This window comes from Pseudescherichia sp. L3 (assembly GCF_024656065.1).
In the GTDB taxonomy this organism is placed as follows: domain Bacteria; phylum Pseudomonadota; class Gammaproteobacteria; order Enterobacterales; family Enterobacteriaceae; genus Pseudescherichia.
The window spans coordinates 2,352,488-2,373,547 of sequence record NZ_JANKYC010000001.1 but is presented as its reverse complement, the minus strand read 5'-3'; the positions used below and the strand labels follow the sequence as shown (position 1 = coordinate 2,373,547).

The following is a 21,060-nucleotide window of genomic DNA, read 5'->3' as shown; positions in this document are numbered from 1 at the left end:
GATAGCGGGATACTGGAAAAGGTATTAGGCATGCAGAAAGAAAAGCTTTCCGCTTTAATGGATGGTGAGACGCTGGATACCGAGCTGCTCAAGGAGCTGTCTCGCGATCCGGAAATGCAGGAAACCTGGGAGCGTTATCACCTGGTGCGTGACGCTTTACGCGGTGACACTGCCGACGTCATCCATTTCGATATCTCAGCCCGCGTCATGGCTGCTATTGCCGACGAACCGGTACGGCAGGCAACACCATTGATCCCGGAATCCCAGCCTGCGCCACAGCAGTGGCAGAAGATGCCGTTCTGGGCCAAAGTGCGTCCCTGGGCAAGCCAGCTTACGCAAATGGGCGTAGCCGCCTGCGTTTCGCTTGCGGTGATCGTTGGCGTGCAGCACTATAATAGTCCGTCCGACAGTGCCCAGCAGCCTGAAGCGCCGGTGTTTAACACGCTTCCTATGATGGGCAAAGCCAGCCCGGTTAGCCTTGGCGTCCCGTCGGAGGCCACTGCCGATGCGGGTCAGCAGCAGCAGGTTCAGGAGCAGCGCCGCCGTATCAATGCGATGCTGCAGGACTATGAGCTGCAGCGTCGCCTGCACTCCGAACAGCTTCAGTTTGAGCAGGCGCAAACCCAGCAGGCCGCTGTACAGGTGCCAGGAACCCAAACTTTAGGAACGCAATCGCAGTAATGAAGCAACTTTGGTGTGCCATGTCTCTCATGGCCGGTAGTCTGTTGTTTTCTGCTAACGCCTCGGCTGATGTCACCTCCGGGGCGTTGTTGCAGCAGATGAACCTGGCCAGCCAGTCTCTCAACTATGAGCTCTCTTTTGTCAGCATTAATAAGCAGGGCGTCGAGTCGTTACGCTATCGACATGCCCGGCTGGCAAATCAGCCTCTCGCCCAGCTGTTACAGATGGATGGCCCGCGTCGTGAGGTCGTTCAGCGCGGCAGTGAAATAAGCTATTTCGAGCCGGGCCTTGAGCCGTTTACGCTGACCGGCGACTACATCGTCGATTCGTTGCCCTCTCTGGTCTATACCGATTTCAAACGGCTAGCGGCCTTCTACGATTTCATCTCAGTAGGGCGTACCCGGATTGCCGATCGCCTGTGCGAGGTGATCCGCGTCGTGGCCCGTGACGGTACCCGCTACAGCTATATTGTCTGGTTGGATGCGGAGACCAAGCTTCCCATGCGGGTCGATCTGCTCGATCGCGACGGGGAGACCCTGGAGCAGTTCCGCGTCGTCGCGGTCACCGTGAATGAGCAGGTGGGAAGCAATATGGAGAACCTCGCCAAAGCTAACCTGCCGCCGCTGCTGTCGGTTCCGGCGGGCGAAAAGATCAATTTCAACTGGTCGGCGACCTGGCTACCGCAGGGCTTTAGCGAAGTCTCCAGCAGCCGTCGCAAGCTGCCGACGATCGATATGCCGGTGGAGTCGCGTCTCTTCTCTGACGGCCTGTTCAGCTTCTCTATTAACGTTAACCGCGCCAGCCAGAACAGCAGCGATCAAATGCTACGCACCGGGCGTCGTACCGTCAGCACCACAGTGCGGGATAACGCAGAGATTACCGTAGTCGGCGAGCTTCCGCCGCAGACTGCAAAACGTATTGCAGACAGTCTTAAATTCAGGGCAGCACAATGATCAAAGAGTGGGCAACCGTGGTCTCATGGCGCAATGGCGAAGCCGTTGTCAGCTGTGATGTTAAAGCATCCTGTAACAGCTGCGCCTCGCGCGCAGGGTGCGGCAGCCGCGTTCTGAACAAGCTCGGTCCGCAGATGACCCACACTATTTCCGTGCCCAGCGAGCAGCCGCTGGTGGTCGGGCAGAAGGTCGAGCTGGGTATTGCCGAAGGCAGCCTGCTCAGCTCTGCGCTGCTGGTCTATATGTCACCGCTGGTGGGGCTGTTTGTCATGGCCGCACTGTTCCAGACGCTGTTTGGTTACGACCTGGCGGCGATGGGCGGCGCGGTGCTGGGCGGCGTCGGGGGCTTTCTGCTGGCTCGCGCGTTTTCACCCAGGCTGGCTGCCCGCGAAGCCTGGCAGCCGGTGATCCTGAGCGTTGCCCTGCCGCCAAACGAGCTACGTGTAGAAACGCACACTCCGGACGCAGGCCTATAAAGTCTCGCTTTTTCACCGCCTGGCTTGAGTCATCCTCAGCCAGGCGTTCATTTAACGCTGTTTAACTCTCGTTCTACGCTTTATCTTTTTTAAATAACCGTGTTTTGAGCTTTGCATTAATCGTAAGAAAGGGCGACTCAATATAGGTATAAGTTATTATGGCTACGCCGCATGCAAGCGTCATAATCGCTGGAAGGAGAAGGTAGTAAATATATTCAGGTGTATCTGCAAAGGGAAGTAAATTAAAAAGAGTAAAAAGGGTATAAAGAATAAACCCATGAGTCAGATATATGCTATAGCTAATATCACCAAGTTTAGTTAACCCTCTGTTTTTTAGTAATCCAAACATATCATTACCGGCCGCAATACAGCAAAATGAGATGCTAATTAAAAACATCTGTTTATAAGTGTAGTAATGTGAGAAGAATAGGGCATAAATTAACGTCACTAGCGCAATGTATGTCATAAGTTTGCTTCTGAAGATATAAGCGAACCGTGAAGAGGCGATAGCGTAGGCGAGACCACCATAAGCAAAAAGAGTAAATAGATCGTCTATCAGACCCAGTGTATGATAGCTACTATATAGAATTATTGCAGGTAGTGCTGCACATAAAATAGCCCGTACGCTTAGCGTCTTCAGATTAAGCAGAGCCAGGATAGGAAGCGACAGGTAAAAGACAGCTTCGTAAATGAGCGTCCAGTGGGCTCCGCTTATAAATGATGCGATCTCAATACCATTTAACGGTGGAAGATTAAATATCAATGCTTCGCGAAATGAAAATATGAGCTCTCCGGGCGTAGCGTGGCCTTTATAATAAAAAAAGTAGATGGTATAAATCACACCTAAAACAAATATAAAGAGAGGGTAAATGCGCAAAACCCTATTAATAGCCAATTCGCGCCAGTGGATGCCTCCACGGCAAATTTTCCCGATAAAAAGATAGCCAGTAATCATAAAAAACATTGATACGGGAATGGCACCAATATTACTAACAAGTTTATTTTTCGCTAACCCCCAAACGCCGTCCACTTTGAAATGATAGGTGAGAACGAAATGATGACATAGTACTAAGGGTGCTAATAAGCCCCTGAAGGCGTCAAGGGTTATATTTCTTCCTTGTGAAGCAGGGTGGGGTAAATAATTTAATGCTTTTATTACCAAGAGCAGAGATAAAGAAAATATCACAATTAAATATAAATTATACATTATAGATCCGAGTAGTCATGTATACAGACTCGCGCATAGTAGCACTTACCGATGGACTGAGCGATACCCGGTGCTGGATATGCTTAAGTTGTTCTCATCATATAGTGGGAAGTGAGAATCGTGCAGGAATGTAACCTTTTATGTTAATGAAAGGATCCTATGCTGACGATTTGCCCTCTACAGTGTAAGATGCTCGGCAATGTACGGGACGGTAAGTAGCACTGCACGTTCGCTGCCATGTCCATCAAATGATTTAAAATAACACTTGGGTTAGAAAATCCTTACATATGAAGAATATACGTAACTTCTCCATCATTGCGCACATCGACCACGGTAAATCGACGCTGTCTGACCGTATCATCCAGCTTTGCGGCGGCCTCTCCGATCGCGAAATGGAAGCCCAGGTGCTGGACTCCATGGATCTTGAGCGCGAGCGCGGGATCACCATCAAAGCCCAGAGCGTAACCCTGGACTATAAAGCCGCTGACGGTGAAACCTATCAGCTGAACTTTATCGACACCCCAGGACACGTTGACTTCTCCTATGAAGTTTCCCGTTCGCTGGCGGCGTGCGAAGGCGCGCTGCTGGTCGTCGATGCAGGCCAGGGCGTGGAAGCGCAGACGTTGGCTAACTGCTACACCGCGATGGAAATGGATCTGGAAGTGGTTCCGGTTCTGAACAAAATCGACCTGCCGGCTGCCGATCCAGAGCGCGTGGCGGAAGAGATTGAAGACATTGTCGGTATCGACGCCGCCGACGCCGTACGCTGCTCCGCGAAGACCGGGGTAGGGGTGGGCGACGTGCTGGAGCGTCTGGTACGTGATATTCCCCCGCCGCAGGGCGATCCTGAGGGGCCGCTGCAGGCGCTGATCATCGACTCCTGGTTCGATAACTACCTGGGCGTTGTCTCTCTGGTTCGTATCAACAACGGCACCATGCGCAAGGGCGATAAGATCAAGGTGATGAGCACCGGCCAGACGTATAACGCCGATCGCCTGGGCATCTTTACGCCGAAGCAGGTTGACCGCACCGAGCTGAAGTGCGGCGAGGTTGGTTGGCTGGTCTGTGCCATCAAAGACATCCTTGGTGCGCCGGTGGGCGATACCCTGACCACCGCTCGCAACCCGGCGGATAAAGCGCTGCCGGGCTTTAAAAAGGTGAAACCGCAGGTTTACGCGGGTCTGTTCCCGGTTAGCTCTGACGACTACGAGAACTTCCGCGATGCGCTGGGCAAGCTGAGCCTCAACGACGCCTCCCTGTTCTACGAGCCGGAAAGCTCTACCGCGCTGGGCTTCGGCTTCCGTTGCGGCTTCCTTGGCCTGCTGCACATGGAGATCATTCAGGAGCGTCTGGAGCGTGAATACGATCTGGACCTGATCACCACTGCGCCGACCGTAGTGTACGAAGTTGTGACCACCTCGAAAGAGACGGTATACGTCGACAGCCCATCCAAGCTGCCGCCGCTGAATAATATTCAGGAGCTGCGCGAGCCTATCGCCGAGTGCCACATGCTGCTGCCGCAGGAGTACCTGGGCAACGTCATCACCCTCTGCATTGAGAAGCGCGGCGTGCAGACCAACATGGTTTACCACGGTAAACAGGTGGCGCTGACCTATGAGATCCCAATGGCGGAAGTGGTGCTCGACTTCTTCGATCGCCTGAAGTCCACCTCGCGTGGCTATGCGTCGCTGGACTACAACTTCAAGCGCTTCCAGGCCTCTAACATGGTCCGCGTTGACGTCCTGATTAACGGCGAACGTGTTGATGCCCTGGCGCTGATCACCCATAACGATAACGCGCCGTACCGCGGTCGCGAGCTGGTTGAGAAGATGAAAGAGCTGATCCCGCGCCAGCAGTTCGACATCGCGATCCAGGCCGCCATCGGTAACCACGTTATTGCCCGCTCGACGGTGAAACAGCTGCGTAAAAACGTTCTCGCCAAGTGCTACGGCGGTGACGTTAGCCGTAAGAAAAAGCTGCTGCAGAAGCAGAAAGACGGTAAGAAACGTATGAAGCAGGTCGGTAACGTTGAGCTGCCGCAGGAAGCGTTCCTCGCCATTCTGCACGTAGGTAAAGACGGCAAATAAACCATTAAGGAGTTGGTATGGCGAACATGTTTGCCCTGATCCTGGTGATTGCAACCCTGGTGACAGGGTTGCTCTGGTGCCTGGACAAGGCCGTATTTGCACCAAAGCGTCGGGAGCGGCAGGCCGCAGCCCAGGCGGCGGCGGGCGATACGCTGGATCAAAAAACGCTGAAAAAAGTGAGCCCGAAACCGGGCTGGCTGGAGACCGGAGCCTCTGTGTTTCCGGTGCTGGCGATTGTGCTGGTGGTGCGCTCATTTATCTATGAGCCGTTTCAGATCCCATCTGGTTCGATGATGCCAACCCTGCTGATCGGCGACTTTATCCTGGTGGAGAAATTTGCCTACGGGATTAAAGATCCGATCTACCAGAAAACGCTGATCGAAACCGGCCATCCGAAACGCGGCGACATCGCGGTGTTTAAGTATCCGGACGATCCGCGCCTGGACTACATCAAGCGCGTGGTAGGCCTGCCGGGCGATAAGGTCAGCTACGATCCGGTTGCCAAGCAGGTTACGGTACAGCCAGGGTGCAGCTCCGGTCAGGCGTGCGCCAGCGCGCTGCCGATCACTTACTCCAACGTGGCGCCCAGCGATTTTGTCCAGACCTTTAGCCGCCGTAACGGTGGCGAGGCTAGCAGCGGCTTCTTCCAGCTGCCGCCGGGCGAAACCAAAGAGAACAGCGTGCGCCTCGCCGAGCGTAAAGAGACGCTGGGTGACGTGACGCACCGCATTCTGACCGTGCCGATTGCGCAGGATCAGCTGGGGCTCTATCACCAGCAGCCAGGCCAGCCGCTGGCGACCTGGATCGTGCCGCCGGGACACTACTTCATGATGGGTGATAACCGCGACAACAGCGCGGACAGCCGTTACTGGGGCTTTGTGCCGGAGGCGAATCTGGTAGGTCGGGCCACCGCGATCTGGATGAGCTTCGAGAAACAAGAGGGCGAGTGGCCTACCGGCGTGCGCTTAAATCGCATCGGTGGCATCCACTAATCCGTCGGGTTGCAGCGAATCTGACTGCAACCCAAATTATTTCCACGATAAATCAGTCCCGGCTAACGACATCCCTCGCCGTTGTGTATAGAATATTCCCCCGAAGTTAAGGCTGGTTCCGCAGGGAGCCACGGCACACGAAACCGCGTTGTTCTCTTCAGGTCGGTTTCGTGTGCTGCATTTTTGACGCATTCATCCTATTGGTATCGCATGAACCCCATCGTAATTAATCGGCTTCAACGGAAGCTGGGCTACACTTTTCAACATCAGGAGTTATTGCAGCAGGCGTTAACCCATCGCAGCGCCAGCAGCAAACACAATGAGCGTCTGGAGTTTTTGGGTGACTCCATTTTAAGTTTCGTTATTGCTAACGCGCTCTATCACCGCTTCCCCCGCGTGGACGAAGGCGATATGAGCCGGATGCGCGCGACGCTGGTGCGCGGCAACACGCTGGCTGAACTCGGCCGCGAGTTTGAGCTGGGCGAGTGCCTGCGTTTAGGGCCGGGCGAGCTTAAAAGCGGCGGTTTTCGCCGGGAGTCTATTCTGGCCGACACCGTTGAGGCGTTAATTGGCGGCGTGTTTCTCGATAGCGATATCCAGACCGTCGAAAAGCTGATCCTCTACTGGTATCAAACTCGCCTGGACGAGATCAGCCCAGGAGATAAGCAAAAAGATCCGAAGACGCGTTTGCAGGAATTTTTACAGGGTCGTCACCTGCCGCTGCCAACCTATCTGGTTGTGCAGGTGCGTGGTGAAGCCCACGATCAGGAATTTACTATCCACTGCCAGGTAAGCGGCCTGAGTGAACCGGTGGTCGGCACAGGTTCCAGCCGCCGTAAGGCGGAGCAGGCAGCCGCCGAACAGGCGTTGAAAAAACTGGAGCTGGAATGAGCAACGAAAAAACATACTGCGGATTTATTGCCATCGTTGGACGTCCCAACGTGGGCAAATCTACGCTGCTGAACAATCTGCTTGGGCAGAAGATCTCTATTACCTCCCGTAAAGCGCAGACCACGCGTCACCGCATCACGGGGATCCATACCGAAGGCGCTTACCAGGCCATCTACGTGGACACCCCGGGCCTGCATATGGAAGAGAAGCGCGCTATCAACCGCCTGATGAACAAGGCGGCCAGCAGCTCTATCGGCGACGTTGAGCTGGTGATCTTCGTGGTGGAAGGTACCCGCTGGACGGCGGACGATGAGATGGTGCTCAACAAGCTGCGCGACGGCAGAGCGCCGGTGATCCTGGCGGTTAACAAGGTCGATAACGTGCAGGAGAAGGCGGATCTCCTGCCGCACCTGCAGTTCCTCGCCAGCCAGATGAACTTCCTCGATATCGTGCCGCTCTCTGCCGAGACCGGGATGAACGTGGATACCATTGCCAGCATCGTGCGTAAGCACCTGCCGGAAGCGATCCACCACTTCCCGGAAGATTACATTACCGACCGTTCCCAGCGCTTTATGGCCTCAGAGATCATCCGTGAAAAACTGATGCGTTTCCTTGGCGAAGAGCTGCCCTACTCGGTGACCGTTGAGATCGAGCAATTTGTCACCAATGAGCGTGGCGGTTACGACGTCAACGGCCTGATCCTGGTTGAGCGCGAGGGGCAGAAGAAGATGGTGATTGGCAACAAAGGGGCCAAGATCAAAACCATCGGTATTGAAGCCCGCAAAGATATGCAGGAGATGTTCGAAGCTCCGGTGCATCTTGAGCTGTGGGTGAAGGTCAAATCCGGCTGGGCCGACGACGAGCGCGCCCTGCGTAGCCTCGGCTACGTTGACGACCTCAAGTAATTGACCGAAACGAACGGGTACGGCCAACGTACCTGCGGCATGAAAGACGACGAGTATAGAGGCTAATGGAAGGGTGGCAGCGCGCTTTTGTTCTCCATAGTCGTCCCTGGAGCGAAACCAGCCTGATGCTGGACGTCTTCACGGAAGAGTCGGGCCGCGTGCGCCTTGTTGCTAAAGGCGCACGCGCAAAACGTTCCAACCTTAAGGGCGCACTCCAGCCCTTTACGCCTCTATTGGTACGCTTCGGCGGCCGGGGTGAAGTCAAAACCCTGCGCAGCGCCGAAGCGGTGTCGCTGGCGCTCCCTCTGAGTGGTATCACGCTCTACAGCGGCCTCTACGTTAACGAACTTATCTCTCGCGTGCTTGAACATGAGACGCGCTTCTCTGAACTTTTTTTCGATTACCTGCACTGTATCCAGGCGCTGGCAGGCCTGAGCGGCTCGCCCGAACCGGTCCTCCGGCGCTTTGAGCTGGCGCTGCTGGGGCACCTGGGATACGGCATCGATTTTATGCACTGCGCCGGGACCGGCGAAGCGGTAGAGGACACCATGACCTATCGCTACCGGGAGGAGAAGGGGTTTATCGCCAGCGTGGTAATCGATAACCGTACCTTCACCGGCCGTCAGCTGCGGGCGCTCGCCGAGCGTGAGTTTCCCGATAGCGATACGTTAAAAGCGGCGAAACGCTTTACCCGCGCGGCCCTGAAGCCGTATCTTGGCGGTAAGCCGTTAAAAAGCCGGGAGTTGTTTCGCCAGTTTGTGCCGAAACGGCCAGCGCCGGATGCACCATAAAACAAAGGATATTCGAGGATTGTATTGTCATGGCTGAACTACTGTTAGGCGTTAATATCGATCACATTGCCACCCTGCGTAACGCGCGTGGCACGGCATACCCGGATCCGGTCCAGGCGGCGTTTATTGCCGAGCAGGCGGGGGCGGACGGTATTACGGTGCATCTGCGCGAGGATCGCCGCCACATCACCGACCGCGACGTGAAGGTGCTGCGCCAGACGCTCGATACGCGCATGAATCTGGAGATGGCGGTCACCGAAGAGATGCTGGCTATCGCCTGCGAGACTAAACCTCACTTCTGCTGCCTGGTACCGGAGAAGCGCCAGGAGGTCACCACCGAAGGCGGACTGGACGTGGCCGGGCAGCGGGATAAGATGCGCGACGCCTGCACGCGGTTGGCGGAGGCCGGGATCCTGGTGTCGTTGTTTATCGATGCCGATCGCGAGCAGATCAAAGCCGCCGCAGAGGTAGGGGCACCCTACATCGAAATTCACACCGGCTGCTATGCGGACGCGGAAGACGACGCCACCCAGGCCAAAGAGCTGGAGCGCATCGCCAGCGCCGCCACCTATGCGGCAAGCCTCGGCCTGAAGGTCAACGCTGGCCACGGTCTGACCTATCACAACGTGAAACCTATCGCCCGCATCCCGGAGATGCACGAGCTGAACATCGGCCACGCCATTATTGGCCGGGCGGTGATGAGCGGCCTGAAAGAGGCGGTCGCCGAGATGAAACGCCTGATGCTGGAAGCGCGCGCCTGATGGCTATTCTGGGCTTAGGCACGGATATTGTGGAGATTGACCGCATTGAAGCGGTCATCTCCCGCTCCGGCGAACGGCTGGCAAAGCGGGTACTGAGCGCTAACGAGTGGGAAATCTACCAGGCGCACCAGCAGCCGGTACGCTTTCTTGCCAAGCGCTTTGCGGTGAAAGAGGCGGCGGCTAAAGCGTTCGGGACCGGGATCCGCAACGGTCTGGCGTTCAACCAGTTTGAAGTGTTTAACGACGAGTTAGGCAAGCCGCGTCTGCGCCTGTGGGGCGAAGCGCTGAAGCTGGCAGAGCGGCTGGGCGTGACCCATATGCACGTCACCCTGGCGGATGAACGCCGTTACGCCTGCGCGACGGTAATTATCGAGAGTTAGATCTTATCCGCGTGGTGCAGCAGGACAAACTTGTCCCACAGCTGCTCCTGGCTCTCACCGTGCGCCGGATCCTTGAGAATGGTATTGGGGATAGGGCAGACCTTCTGACACGTCGGCGTCTCGTAGTGGCCGACGCACTCCGTACAGCGATCGCTGTTAATCTCATAAACGCTCTCACCCATCGAGATGGCCTCGTTCGGACACTCGGGTTCGCACATATCGCAGTTTATGCATTTTTTGGTGATCAGCAACGCCATCGGAAAATCTCAGAAGCTACACAAGCAGGGCGGGTATTATACGCCCGATTTGTGCTCAGACCAGTTTTTTCACCAGCGCTTCGCTGTGGCGGATCCGCTCCGGGGCGTGCTCCAGGTCCTGCTGCACCAGGGCCATAAACAGCAGGTCGGTGAGCAGCATCTGGGCGCTGGTAGAGGAGATGGCGGCGCTGCGGGTGGCCTGCTCTTCGGCAATGGTATAGAGGCAGCGGGTTGAACGCTGCTGCAGGGCGTTAGGGGTAAAGCCGGTGATCGCCAGGATCTTTGCTCCAACGCGTAAGGCTTCATCCGCCGCCATGTTGATCTCCCGCCTTTCGCCGGTATAGGAGATAGCCAGCAGCAGATCGCTGCTCTCCATCGCCTGGGTCGTTGCTAACAGGGCATGCATATCCTGCTCGACCACGGCGTGAAAACCAATCTTCATCAGCTTCCAGCCAAAGTTACGCGCCACCAGCCCGGATGCGCCGATGCCCGTCAGTACGATCCGTCGCGCATCGCGCAGCATGATCACACTCTCCTGCAGCTTATCTTCACTATTTACATCAAGGGTCGCGTTCATGGCGCTGACCTTCTCATGGATCAGCTTCTCGCCCACCACGCGCAGGGGATCGTCGCCGCGGATTTGGTTATGTACCGGAACGGAGTGGGGCGTTGGCGTGCTAACCAGCGCTTCGCTAATCGCCAGCTTAAGCGCCGGAAAGCCTTTAAACCCTAGCTTTTGGGCAAATTTCACCACGCTCGACTGACTGATGCCCGCCTCGGCGGCCAGCTGCTGAGAACTCAGATGGAGCGCGCGAGCGGGCTGGGTAAGCAGAAAATCCGCCAGCTTTTTATCGCTCTGCGCCAGGCCCGTATAGCGCTGACGGATGTGAATCAAACAGTTCATGACAACTCCAGGGGCAAAACGTGACAACGGCTACAAACATCCTGTTCGCAGGCATCAATGAATTATATATTCCATTATACTGCGCTGGACACGAATAAAATATTCAAAAGGTACTGATAATGAATCTTGGCTCACTGGTATCAGAAACGCGAAATTCTGAGACGATGGATCTGGACGCGCTTTCGACTATCGAGTTAGTAACCCGTTTTAATCAACAGGATACGCTGGTCGCGCTGGCAGTGAAAGAGACATTGCCAGATGTTGCACGGGCAGTGGATGCTGCCGCGACAGCGCTGAAAGCAGGTGGACGTATCATCTATATGGGCGCAGGCACCAGCGGCAGGCTCGGCGTTTTGGATGCCTCGGAGTGCCCGCCGACCTTTGGCGTCCCGCACGATCTGGTGATTGGCCTGATCGCCGGAGGTCCAGGGGCGTTGCTTAAAGCGGTAGAGGGAGCAGAGGATAACCCGCAGCTGGGGGAGGACGATCTGCGTGACCTGACCCTCACCCCCCAGGATCTGGTAGTAGGTTTGGCCGCATCTGGCCGCACGCCTTACGTTATCGGCGGACTTAAGTATGCCCGGGCTACAGGCTGCACCACGGTGGCTATCTCCTGTAATCCCGGTTCGCCGATAGCTCAGGCGGCGGATATTGCTATCTCGCCGGTCGTGGGGCCGGAAGCGCTGACCGGCTCTACCCGCCTCAAGTCCGGCACGGCGCAGAAGCTGGTGCTGAACATGATCTCCACCGGGGCGATGGTTAAGTTTGGCAAGGTCTACCAAAACCTGATGGTCGATATGAAAGCGAGCAATATTAAGCTCATTGACCGCGCCTGCCGAATGGTAGTTGAAGCCACGGGCGTTACCCTTGAGCAGGCTCGCAGCGTGCTGGAGCAGACCGGGTATGACGTCAAGCCCGCTATTTTAATGGTGCTGACCGGCCTGGACGTGGACGCAGCCCGCGCCCGGCTCGACATGCACCAGGGATTCTTACGCGCCGCGCTGAATAGCTAAGAGGTACACATGGATAAGTCACTGACGCTGGCAGGAGAGATCCTGCAGGGCATTGGCGGGCAGGGCAATATTCTGCGGCTGGAAAACTGTATGACCCGCGTACGGTTTGAGGTGCAGGATGAGGGGCTGCTCAATATCAGCGGGCTGAAAGCGCTTCCGGGCGTCAGCGGCTACGTTAAGCAGGGTGAGCAGCATCAGCTGATTGTCGGGCCAGGAAGAGCGGGCCAGGTAGTGGATGCCATGCGCTCGCTGGTTAACGGGGCGGAGGCTGCACCGATCCCGGATGAGATCGACCGTAATAAGGCGCAGGCAAAAGCCCAGTATAAAGCGCCAATGAGCGACGCCCTGCGCATGTTGGCGAACGTTTTCATTCCGCTTATCCCGGCGTTCATCGCCTCCGGGCTGATCACCGGCATTATCAATATCCTGAAGCGGCCCGATATTGCTGGCGATATCGCGATTCACTACCCCAACCTGCTGGGGCTGCTCGGCATCTTTGGCAGCGCCGTGTTTGCGATCATGAATATTCTCGTGGGGGTCAACGCGGCGAAGGTCTTCGGTGGCTCGCAGGCGTTAGGCGGGGTGATGGCCGGTATTCTCTCCAGCCCGCAGCTGGCGCAGATCACCCTGTTTGGCGAAGCGTTGCAGCCTGGGCGCGGCGGGGTGATCGCCGTGCTGCTGGTAGTAGCCCTGATGTGCTGGTTTGAGAAGCGGCTGCGCGAGCGGCTACCGGGTTCGCTGGAGCTGATTCTCAACCCGCTGCTGACCACGCTCATCACCGGGGCGATAGCTATCGTGGCGCTACAGCCGCTCGGGGGGTGGATTTCTGAATCTATTGCTCAGGGGGCAGGCTGGGCTATCGATCGCGGCGGCCTGCTGGTGGGGGCGGTGCTGGCCGGGACCTTTTTGCCGCTGGTGCTTACCGGCCTGCATCAGGGGCTGGTGCCGATCCACGTGGAGCTGGTCCAGGCGCATGGCTATAACGCCCTGTTACCCATCCTCTCAATGGCAGGCGTCGGTCAGGTCGGGGCGGCGCTCGCCGTGTTGCTGAAAACGCGCAATACCCGGTTAAAAACGGTCATCAAAGGCGCGCTGCCGGTGGGGCTGCTCGGCATCGGTGAGCCGCTGATTTTTGGCGTTACGCTGCCGCTGGGTAAGCCGTTTATCGGTGCCTGTCTGGGCGGCGCGGTGGGTGGGGCACTGGTCTGCTACTGGAAAGTGGCGACGGTCATTACCTTTGGCATTTCCGGTTTACCGCTGGCTTTAACGATTGTTACCGGAAAAGTCACGATCTATCTGTTAGGCTATTTATTGGCTGTCCTCGCCGGGTTCGTGTTTACCTGGCTGTTAGGTTTTAACGATCCAAAGGAGTAGGGTTTGGCAAATAGCGAGCGTCGTGTTGTGTTTTTCGATCTGGATGGAACGCTGCATCAGCAGGATATGTTCGGGACATTTCTGCGGTATCTGCTGCGGCATCAGCCACTCAATGCGCTGCTCGTTCTACCTTTGCTGCCGGTTATCGGCATTGCGTTACTGGTAAAGGGGCGGGCCGCCCGCTGGCCGATGAGCCTGCTGCTGTGGGGCTGCACCTTTGGCCACAGCGAGGCGCGGCTTAAAGCGCTGGAGAAGTCATTTGTAACCTGGTTTCGCGAGCGCGTCACCGCCTTCCCGGTGGTGCAGGATCGCCTGACCAACTATCTCGACGCCTCCGATGCTGATATCTGGCTGATCACTGGCTCCCCGCAGCCGCTGGTAGAGCAGGTCTATTTTGATACCCCCTGGCTGCCCCGCGTCAACCTGATCGCCAGCCAGATCCGCCGCAGCCACGGTGGCTGGGTGCTCTCCATGCGCTGCCTCGGGCATGAGAAGGTGGTGCAGCTGGAGCGGAAAATCGGCACGCCGCTGCGCCTCTACAGCGGCTACAGCGACAGCAAGCAGGATAACCCGTTGCTCTACTTCTGCGAGCATCGGTGGCGTGTCACCCCCCACGGTGAGCTTCAGCAACTCGAATAGTGTGTGCGTACTTACACCTGTGTATAATGCGCCCCGTTTTGACTACTGGAGTGCTGAGCCGTGTCCGATACCGAATTGACCCATGAATACTGGATGCGCCACGCGCTTATGCTCGCGCAGCGCGCCTGGGATGAAGGGGAGGTGCCGGTCGGGGCGGTGCTGGTGCACAACGACCGCGTGATTGGCGAGGGGTGGAACCGGCCCATTGGCCGCCACGATCCCACCGCGCACGCCGAGATCATGGCCCTGCGTCAGGGGGGGCTGGTGCTACAAAACTACCGTCTGCTTGATACCACCCTCTACGTCACTCTGGAGCCCTGCGTTATGTGTGCGGGGGCAATGGTTCACGGCCGTATCGGCACGCTGGTGTTTGGCGCGCGCGATCTGAAAACCGGCGCGGCAGGCTCCCTGATGGATGTCCTGCACCATCCTGGCATGAACCACCGGGTAGAGATCGTCGAGGGGACGCTAAATGGGGAGTGTTCCGGCATGCTCAGCGAATTTTTCCGCCAGCGTCGGCTGGCGATCAAAGCGCAAAAGCAGGCGCGCTAAGGCGTCTCAGCGCCTGCTGACGCCTGGTTCAAAATCCCCGGTAGCGTAAAGCTGGACTGACCGAACGCCTCGGCGGGAGAGAAGGCGCTCAGCGGCATCACGCCATAGTGGGTCTCGGCGAGCTCCTCCTGAGCGACCACCGGATAACTTTGCGCCATACGCTGCTCGTGAGCAATCTGCTGCTCCTGCTGCCGCGCTTTCTCCTGCAGATAACCTACCAGGCTAATCTGATACTTACGGATATTTTCCACGTAGGCGTAAGCTTCATGCCCGCGGGCGTAGCCATAGGTAAGCCTGCTATACCACGCCTTCTGGCTAAGCAGCGGCAGACGCTGTTTGACATCTGACCAGCTATCCGGGTTGCCTTTGGTCTTCGCCGTCAGGGCGCGGACGTCAAGCATATGGGCATAGCCCATGTTGTAGGCCGCCAGTGCAAACCAAATCCGCTCCTCCTCGGGCACCGTTGCCGGGACGTGATCCATCATATCCTGAAGATAGCGCGCCCCGCCGCTGATGCTCTGTTCAGCATCGGTGCGATCGGTCAGGCCCAGGCTCTGGGCGGTATTTTTAGTCAGCATCATCAGGCCGCGTACGCCGGTGGGGGAGGTGGCCTGGGTGTCCCAGTGGGACTCCTGATAAGAGATGGCCGCCAGCAGACGCCAGTCGATCTTCTGGGCGTACTTTTCAAACAGCGGACGCAGGTCAGGCAAGACGCTATCGATGGCGCGCAGGAAGGCGCGAGTATCAACATAGTCGAACCCCTTGCCGTGGCCGAGATACTTCTCCTCAAGGCGCGCCAGGGTGCCGTCCTCGTTAATCACGTTGAAGAAGTCCAGCATGGCGGCGGAGAGGGCGTTATCGCTATCATTCTGGCTAAACCATGCCACCGGCTGCTCGTCGGTAATATCCAGCGCCACCGCCAGCTCGGGGTGCACGCGCTGGAATAGACTTATGGCCACGGAGTCGGCGATGGTATAGGCCAGCTTTCCCTGAGCAACTTGCAAGAGCAGATCGTTAGTGCCCAGCTTCTCGTCCACCTTCCAGCTCAGATCCGGATACTTCTTCTCCTTTAACGCCTGCAGATCGCTAATGACAACGTGCCCTGGCGCGACGGTCAGTTGTGCATCGGTCACTGAGGCTAACGTGCGTGGACGCAGGCTGCCTACCCGATAGACCAGCTGCTGGGAAACGGAATAGTAGACCGGCCCGCTCTGATAGTGCTTGATGCGTTCGTTGTTATAGACCAGCCCGGCCGCCAGCATATCGGCATTGTCGTTATCGAGATCGTCAAACAGCTGGTTGATGTTTTGCCGCACGGTAATGCGCAGCTTCACGCCAAGATAGGTAGCAAACTGTTCGGCCAGCTCGTAATCGAGGCCGGTGGGTTTATCACTGGTGGCGTTCCAGGTAAGCGGAGAGACCAGGGTGCTGACGCGCAGCTCGCCGCGCGCCTGGATCGCAGCGATGCGGTTTTCGGCTTTACCCGACCAGGGGATCGAGGGCCACAGAGCTGCTGCCAGCAGCAGAGTCACAATGCCGATAAGCAGATAATTAAACTTTAATTTTCTCAAGGAGTTAATTCTCTGCGTCACCTGACGCCTCAGTCCGCCGTCATTATTATAGAAAAGCATTTATCCGGAAGTGAGCGGCATTTTGCTTAAGATTGCGGCACTTAGCAACTTATTAGAGAATTAGGTAACATCTATTGCTAAAAATTTCGGGCAATTTTATTTCCACGCAAACGGTTTCGTCGGCGGGCAGGATTCTTTATAATGACGCCCGTTTTCCCCCTGGCGCATTCTTACAGCGTCATCGACGCGCTAAAGACGAGAGACTTATGATGGAAATTCTGCGTGGTTCGCCTGCACTGTCTGCATTCCGTATCAACAAACTGCTGGCACGCTTTCAGGCAGCCGCCCTCCCGGTAAGCAACATTTACGCTGAGTATGTCCATTTCGCTGACCTCAACGCTCCTCTAAATGCCGATGAACACGCCCAGCTCGGCCGCCTGCTGACCTACGGCCCGCGCCTGAGCAGCCACGCGCCTGCCGGCAAGCTGCTGCTGGTGACGCCGCGTCCGGGGACCATCTCTCCCTGGTCTTCAAAAGCAACGGATATCGCCCACAACTGCGGCCTGACGCAGATCGCCCGCCTTGAGCGCGGCGTCGCTTACTACGTTGAAGCGTCTACCCTGAGCGCTGAACAGTGGCAGGCGGTGGCCGCCGAGCTGTATGACCGCATGATGGAGACGACCTTTGACGCACTGCAAGAGGCGGAGAAACTCTTTGCCCACCATCAGCCCGCGCCGGTAGAGAGCGTGAACATGCTGGAACAGGGACGTGCAGCGCTGGTAGAGGCTAACCAGCGTCTGGGTCTCGCGCTGGCGGAAGACGAAATTGATTACCTGTTCGATGCCTTCACCACCCTCGGGCGCAACCCGAACGACATCGAGCTGTACATGTTCGCCCAGGCGAACTCCGAGCACTGCCGACACAAGATCTTCAACGCCGACTGGGTAATCGACGGCGAGCAGCAGCCGAAGTCGCTGTTTAAAATGATCAAAAATACCTTTGAGAAAACCCCGGACCACGTGCTGTCGGCCTATAAAGACAACGCGGCGGTGATGGAAGGTTCAGAGGTTGGGCGCTTCTTCGCCGATAGCGAAGCAGGCCGTTACGATTTCCATCAGGAGCCTACCCATATCCTGATGAAGGTCGAGACCCACAACCACCCGACGGCGATCTCGCCATGGCCGGGCGCGGCAACCGGCTCCGGCGGTGAGATCCGTGACGAAGGTGCAACCGGCCGCGGCGCGAAGCCGAAAGCGGGCCTGGTGGGCTTCTCCGTCTCTAACCTGCGTATTCCGGGCTTTGAGCAGCCGTGGGAAGAGGATTTCGGCAAGCCGGATCGTATCGTTACCGCGCTGGATATCATGACCGACGGTCCGCTGGGCGGCGCGGCGTTCAACAACGAATTTGGCCGTCCGGCGCTGACCGGCTACTTCCGTACCTACGAAGAGAAGGTCAACAGCCACAACGGCGAAGAGCTGCGCGGCTACCATAAGCCGATCATGCTGGCGGGCGGTATCGGTAACATCCGCGCCGATCACGTGCAGAAGGGCGAGATTACCGTTGGCGCGAAGCTGGTCGTGCTCGGCGGCCCGGCGATGAATATCGGTCTTGGCGGTGGGGCGGCTTCGTCCATGGCCTCTGGCCAGTCCGATGCCGATCTCGACTTTGCCTCGGTACAGCGTGATAACCCGGAGATGGAGCGCCGTTGCCAGGAGGTAATCGACCGCTGCTGGCAGCTGGGCGATGCCAACCCGATCCTGTTTATTCACGACGTTGGCGCAGGCGGTCTCTCTAACGCCATGCCGGAGCTGGTGAGCGACGGCGGCCGCGGCGGACGTTTCGATCTGCGCAGCATTCTGAGCGACGAGCCGGGCATGAGCCCGCTGGAGATCTGGTGTAACGAATCACAAGAGCGCTACGTGATGGCGGTGGCTGCCGATCAGATGGATCTCTTCGACGCCCTGTGCCGCCGTGAGCGCGCCCCGTATGCGGTGATCGGCGAAGCGACCGAAGAGCGTCACCTGAGCCTGACCGACAGCCACTTCGACAATCAGCCTATCGATCTGCCGCTGGACGTCCTGCTCGGTAAAACGCCGAAGATGACCCGCAACGTTGAGTCGCTGAAAGCCGCTGGTGATCTCTTCGACCCGCAGGGCATTACCGTGGCCGAAGCGGTTAACCGCGTGCTGCACCTGCCTGCGGTGGCGGAAAAAACCTTCCTGGTGACCATTGGCGACCGTACGGTCACCGGCATGGTCGCCCGGGATCAGATGGTTGGCCCGTGGCAGATCCCGGTGGCCAACTGCGCGGTAACCACCGCCAGCCTTGACAGCTACTACGGCGAAGCGATGTCCATCGGAGAACGCTCTCCGGTGGCGCTGCTGGACTTTGCCGCCTCCGCCCGTCTGGCGGTAGGCGAAGCGCTGACCAACGTGGCCGCCACCCAGATTGGCGATATCAAACGCATCAAGCTCTCCGCGAACTGGATGGCCGCAGCGGGTCACCCGGGGGAAGATGCCGGCCTCTATGAGGCGGTGAAGGCGGTGGGTGAGGAGCTGTGTCCGGCCCTCGGCCTGACCATCCCGGTGGGTAAAGACTCGATGTCGATGAAAACCCGCTGGCAAGAGGGTAGCGAGCAGCGCGAGATGACCTCGCCGCTGTCGCTGGTGATCACCGCGTTTGCCCGCGTTGAGGACGTGCGCCACACCGTGACGCCGCAGCTCTCTACCGACAATAACGCCCTGCTGCTGATTGACCTTGGCAAAGGCCATAACGCGCTGGGCGCGACGGCGCTGGCCCAGGTTTATCGCCAGCTGGGTGATAAACCGGCAGACGTGCGCGACGTGCATCAGCTGAAGGGCTTCTACGACGCCATGCAGGCGCTGGTGGCGGCGCGTAAGCTGCTGGCCTACCATGACCGCTCAGACGGCGGCCTGCTGGTGACCCTCGCCGAGATGGCCTTTACCGGCCACTGCGGGATCGAGGCCGATATCGCCGCCCTGGGCAGCGACCGTTTGGCGGCGCTGTTTAACGAAGAGCTGGGCGCGGTGATTCAGGTGCGCGCCGAAGATCGTGAGGCGGTGGAGAACATCCTCAGCGCCCATGGCCTGACCGACTGCGTACACTACCTGGGCCACGCCGTTGCGGGCGATCGCTTCGTGATTACCGCTAACGACCAGGCGGTGTTCAGTGAAAGCCGCACCACGCTGCGTATGTGGTGGGCAGAGACCACCTGGCAGATGCAGCGCCTGCGTGATAACCCGGCCTGTGCCGATCAGGAGCATAACGCCAAGGCGCAGGATAACGATCCGGGCCTCAACGTGACGCTCTCCTTCGACATTAATGAAGACGTGGCTGCGCCCTATATTGCCACCGGCGCACGGCCAAAAGTGGCCGTCCTGCGCGAGCAGGGGGTTAACTCCCACGTTGAGATGGCAGCCGCCTTCCACCGTGCGGGCTTTGACGCCATTGACGTGCACATGAGCGACCTGCTGGCGGGCCGCACCACGCTTGAGAGCGCCCACGCGCTGGTGGCGTGCGGCGGCTTCTCCTACGGGGACGTGCTGGGCGCGGGTGAGGGCTGGGCGAAATCTATTCTCTTCAACGAGCGCGTACGCGACGAGTTCGAAACCTTCTTCCACCGTCCGCAGACCCTGGCCCTGGGCGTCTGTAACGGCTGCCAGATGATGTCCAATCTGCGCGAGCTGATCCCAGGCAGCGAGCTGTGGCCGCGCTTTGTGCGTAACGTCTCCGATCGTTTCGAAGCGCGCTTCAGCCTGGTTGAGGTCACGCAAAGCCCATCGCTGCTGCTGCAGGGTATGGTTGGCTCGATGATGCCTATCGCGGTTTCCCATGGGGAAGGGCTGGTTGAAGTGCGTGACGATTCGCACCTTGCCCAGCTGGAGAGCAAGGGCCTGGTTGCGCTGCGCTACGTGGATAACTTCGGTAAAGTCACCGAGACCTATCCGGCCAACCCGAACGGCTCGCCGAACGGTATTACGGCGGTGACCAGCGAAAGCGGACGTGTCACCATCATGATGCCGCATCCGGAGCGCGTGTTCCGTACCGTGGCGAACTCCTGGCATCCGGAAAACTGGGGCGAGGATAGCCCGTGGATGCGCATTTTCCGCAACGCCCGTAAGCAGCTGGGTTAAGAGCACAAGGCCGCTGTCGCAAAATCCCGACAGCGGCAAAATTAAATGTCTCCATTTGGAGACATTTAATTTATTGATTTTAAATGCTTTATTTTTGATGCTTTTTAGGTGTTGTCAATTGGCGACACTTTGCTTAAAAAGAGCGCAAAGATGATGCAGTTCACAAAATAAAAAACAGGTATATAAACAGAGAGTTATGCATTAACAATATACATTGGCATAACTTGTGCATATAATAGCGCAGTGGCTCATTCACCTTCTTATGTCAGCCCCTTCGGGACGCGCTACATAAACCCTGGAATGACGCACAAACAGGTGCCTGCCGTCTCACTTCTGATCATAGCGCTGCTATTTCAGGCCCGAGGCGAAACGTCGAGTAAGGCACCGCCTATTCCATGATAATGCCGGGTTTTTACCCGGCTTTATTATTTTTAGCCTTCCCCCCTTGGTCATCCTCAGCTAGCATTCCGGT

General features: G+C 57.5%; 18 protein-coding genes and 1 pseudogene. 15 read left to right on the top strand and 4 right to left on the bottom strand.

The window, feature by feature from the left end:
* Positions 1-30: 30 nt before the first annotated feature.
* Genes rseA through rseC form a run of 3 tightly spaced genes read left to right on the top strand, consistent with a single transcriptional unit; the run spans position 31 to position 2,110 of the window.
* Positions 31-681 carry an anti-sigma-E factor RseA gene (rseA, locus tag NR795_RS11485; protein ID WP_222888531.1) on the top strand — a complete coding sequence of 217 codons (651 nt, stop codon included), beginning with the start codon at positions 31-33 and terminating at the stop codon, positions 679-681.
* Positions 681-1,634, top strand: a complete 954-nt coding sequence (gene rseB / locus NR795_RS11480) for a sigma-E factor regulatory protein RseB (RefSeq protein WP_222888530.1) — start codon at positions 681-683, stop codon at positions 1,632-1,634. Before rseA ends, rseB begins: the two co-directional genes overlap by 1 nt.
* Positions 1,631-2,110 carry a SoxR-reducing system protein RseC gene (gene rseC / locus NR795_RS11475; protein ID WP_257758241.1) on the top strand — a complete coding sequence of 160 codons (480 nt, stop codon included), beginning with the start codon at positions 1,631-1,633 and terminating at the stop codon, positions 2,108-2,110. The genes rseB and rseC overlap by 4 nt, the downstream gene beginning before the upstream one ends.
* A gap of 73 nt (positions 2,111-2,183) precedes the next feature.
* On the opposite strand, the gene NR795_RS11470 is transcribed toward rseC, so the two are convergent.
* The gene (locus NR795_RS11470; RefSeq protein WP_144818102.1) at positions 2,184-3,317 is read right to left on the bottom strand and encodes an acyltransferase; all 1,134 of its coding nucleotides are present in this window, start codon (positions 3,315-3,317) and stop codon (positions 2,184-2,186) included.
* A 287-nt stretch (positions 3,318-3,604) separates the two neighbouring features.
* Between NR795_RS11470 and lepA the strand changes: the two genes are divergently transcribed.
* From lepA to acpS, 7 genes are all read left to right on the top strand, one after another.
* Positions 3,605-5,404, top strand: coding sequence for a translation elongation factor 4 (lepA, locus tag NR795_RS11465; protein ID WP_042395506.1), 1,800 nt, complete (start codon positions 3,605-3,607; stop codon positions 5,402-5,404).
* A gap of 17 nt (positions 5,405-5,421) precedes the next feature.
* Entirely contained in the window at positions 5,422-6,396 is a 975-nt protein-coding gene (gene lepB, locus NR795_RS11460) for a signal peptidase I (protein ID WP_042395509.1), read from the top strand.
* A gap of 210 nt (positions 6,397-6,606) precedes the next feature.
* The gene (rnc, locus tag NR795_RS11455; protein WP_042395511.1) at positions 6,607-7,287 is read left to right on the top strand and encodes a ribonuclease III; all 681 of its coding nucleotides are present in this window, start codon (positions 6,607-6,609) and stop codon (positions 7,285-7,287) included.
* Entirely contained in the window at positions 7,284-8,192 is a 909-nt protein-coding gene (gene era / locus NR795_RS11450) for a GTPase Era (RefSeq protein ID WP_144818103.1), read from the top strand. Before rnc ends, era begins: the two co-directional genes overlap by 4 nt.
* Positions 8,193-8,257: 65 nt before the next feature.
* Complete coding sequence (recO, locus tag NR795_RS11445; RefSeq protein ID WP_042395517.1) at positions 8,258-8,983, top strand: DNA repair protein RecO; 726 nt, start codon at positions 8,258-8,260, stop codon at positions 8,981-8,983.
* A gap of 29 nt (positions 8,984-9,012) precedes the next feature.
* Complete coding sequence (gene pdxJ / locus NR795_RS11440) at positions 9,013-9,744, top strand: pyridoxine 5'-phosphate synthase (RefSeq protein ID WP_144818104.1); 732 nt, start codon at positions 9,013-9,015, stop codon at positions 9,742-9,744.
* Positions 9,744-10,124: a holo-ACP synthase gene (gene acpS, locus NR795_RS11435; RefSeq protein ID WP_144818105.1), complete on the top strand. Its 381-nt coding sequence runs from the start codon at positions 9,744-9,746 to the stop codon at positions 10,122-10,124. Before pdxJ ends, acpS begins: the two co-directional genes overlap by 1 nt.
* Here the strand turns inward: acpS and NR795_RS11430 are convergent.
* Both NR795_RS11430 and NR795_RS11425 read right to left on the bottom strand, forming a co-directional pair.
* The gene (locus NR795_RS11430) at positions 10,121-10,381 is read right to left on the bottom strand and encodes a YfhL family 4Fe-4S dicluster ferredoxin (RefSeq protein WP_144818106.1); all 261 of its coding nucleotides are present in this window, start codon (positions 10,379-10,381) and stop codon (positions 10,121-10,123) included. The genes acpS and NR795_RS11430 overlap by 4 nt on opposite strands.
* 55 nt (positions 10,382-10,436) lie before the next feature.
* On the bottom strand, positions 10,437-11,285 hold the full coding sequence (locus NR795_RS11425; protein WP_144818126.1) for a MurR/RpiR family transcriptional regulator: 849 nt from the start codon (positions 11,283-11,285) through the stop codon (positions 10,437-10,439).
* A gap of 116 nt (positions 11,286-11,401) precedes the next feature.
* Between NR795_RS11425 and murQ the strand changes: the two genes are divergently transcribed.
* The 4 genes and pseudogenes from murQ (at position 11,402) to tadA (ending at position 14,863) form a co-directional block, all read left to right on the top strand.
* A complete protein-coding gene (murQ, locus tag NR795_RS11420) occupies positions 11,402-12,298 on the top strand; it encodes an N-acetylmuramic acid 6-phosphate etherase (RefSeq protein WP_308219180.1) in 897 nt (298 codons plus the stop codon).
* A gap of 9 nt (positions 12,299-12,307) precedes the next feature.
* Complete coding sequence (locus tag NR795_RS11415) at positions 12,308-13,672, top strand: PTS transporter subunit EIIC (protein ID WP_257758239.1); 1,365 nt, start codon at positions 12,308-12,310, stop codon at positions 13,670-13,672.
* 3 nt (positions 13,673-13,675) lie between these two features.
* Positions 13,676-14,311 carry a phosphatidylglycerophosphatase C gene (yfhb, locus tag NR795_RS11410; protein ID WP_144818129.1) on the top strand — a complete coding sequence of 212 codons (636 nt, stop codon included), beginning with the start codon at positions 13,676-13,678 and terminating at the stop codon, positions 14,309-14,311.
* Between the two features lie 26 nt (positions 14,312-14,337).
* Positions 14,338-14,863: pseudogene (gene tadA, locus NR795_RS11405) on the top strand (tRNA adenosine(34) deaminase TadA).
* On the opposite strand, the gene mltF reads toward tadA, so the two are convergent.
* Positions 14,860-16,434, bottom strand: a complete 1,575-nt coding sequence (gene mltF / locus NR795_RS11400) for a membrane-bound lytic murein transglycosylase MltF (protein ID WP_257758238.1) — start codon at positions 16,432-16,434, stop codon at positions 14,860-14,862. The pseudogene tadA and the gene mltF overlap by 4 nt on opposite strands.
* 266 nt (positions 16,435-16,700) lie before the next feature.
* Between mltF and purL the strand changes: the two genes are divergently transcribed.
* Positions 16,701-20,588, top strand: coding sequence for a phosphoribosylformylglycinamidine synthase (gene purL, locus NR795_RS11395; RefSeq protein WP_257758237.1), 3,888 nt, complete (start codon positions 16,701-16,703; stop codon positions 20,586-20,588).
* Positions 20,589-21,060 lie beyond the last annotated feature (472 nt).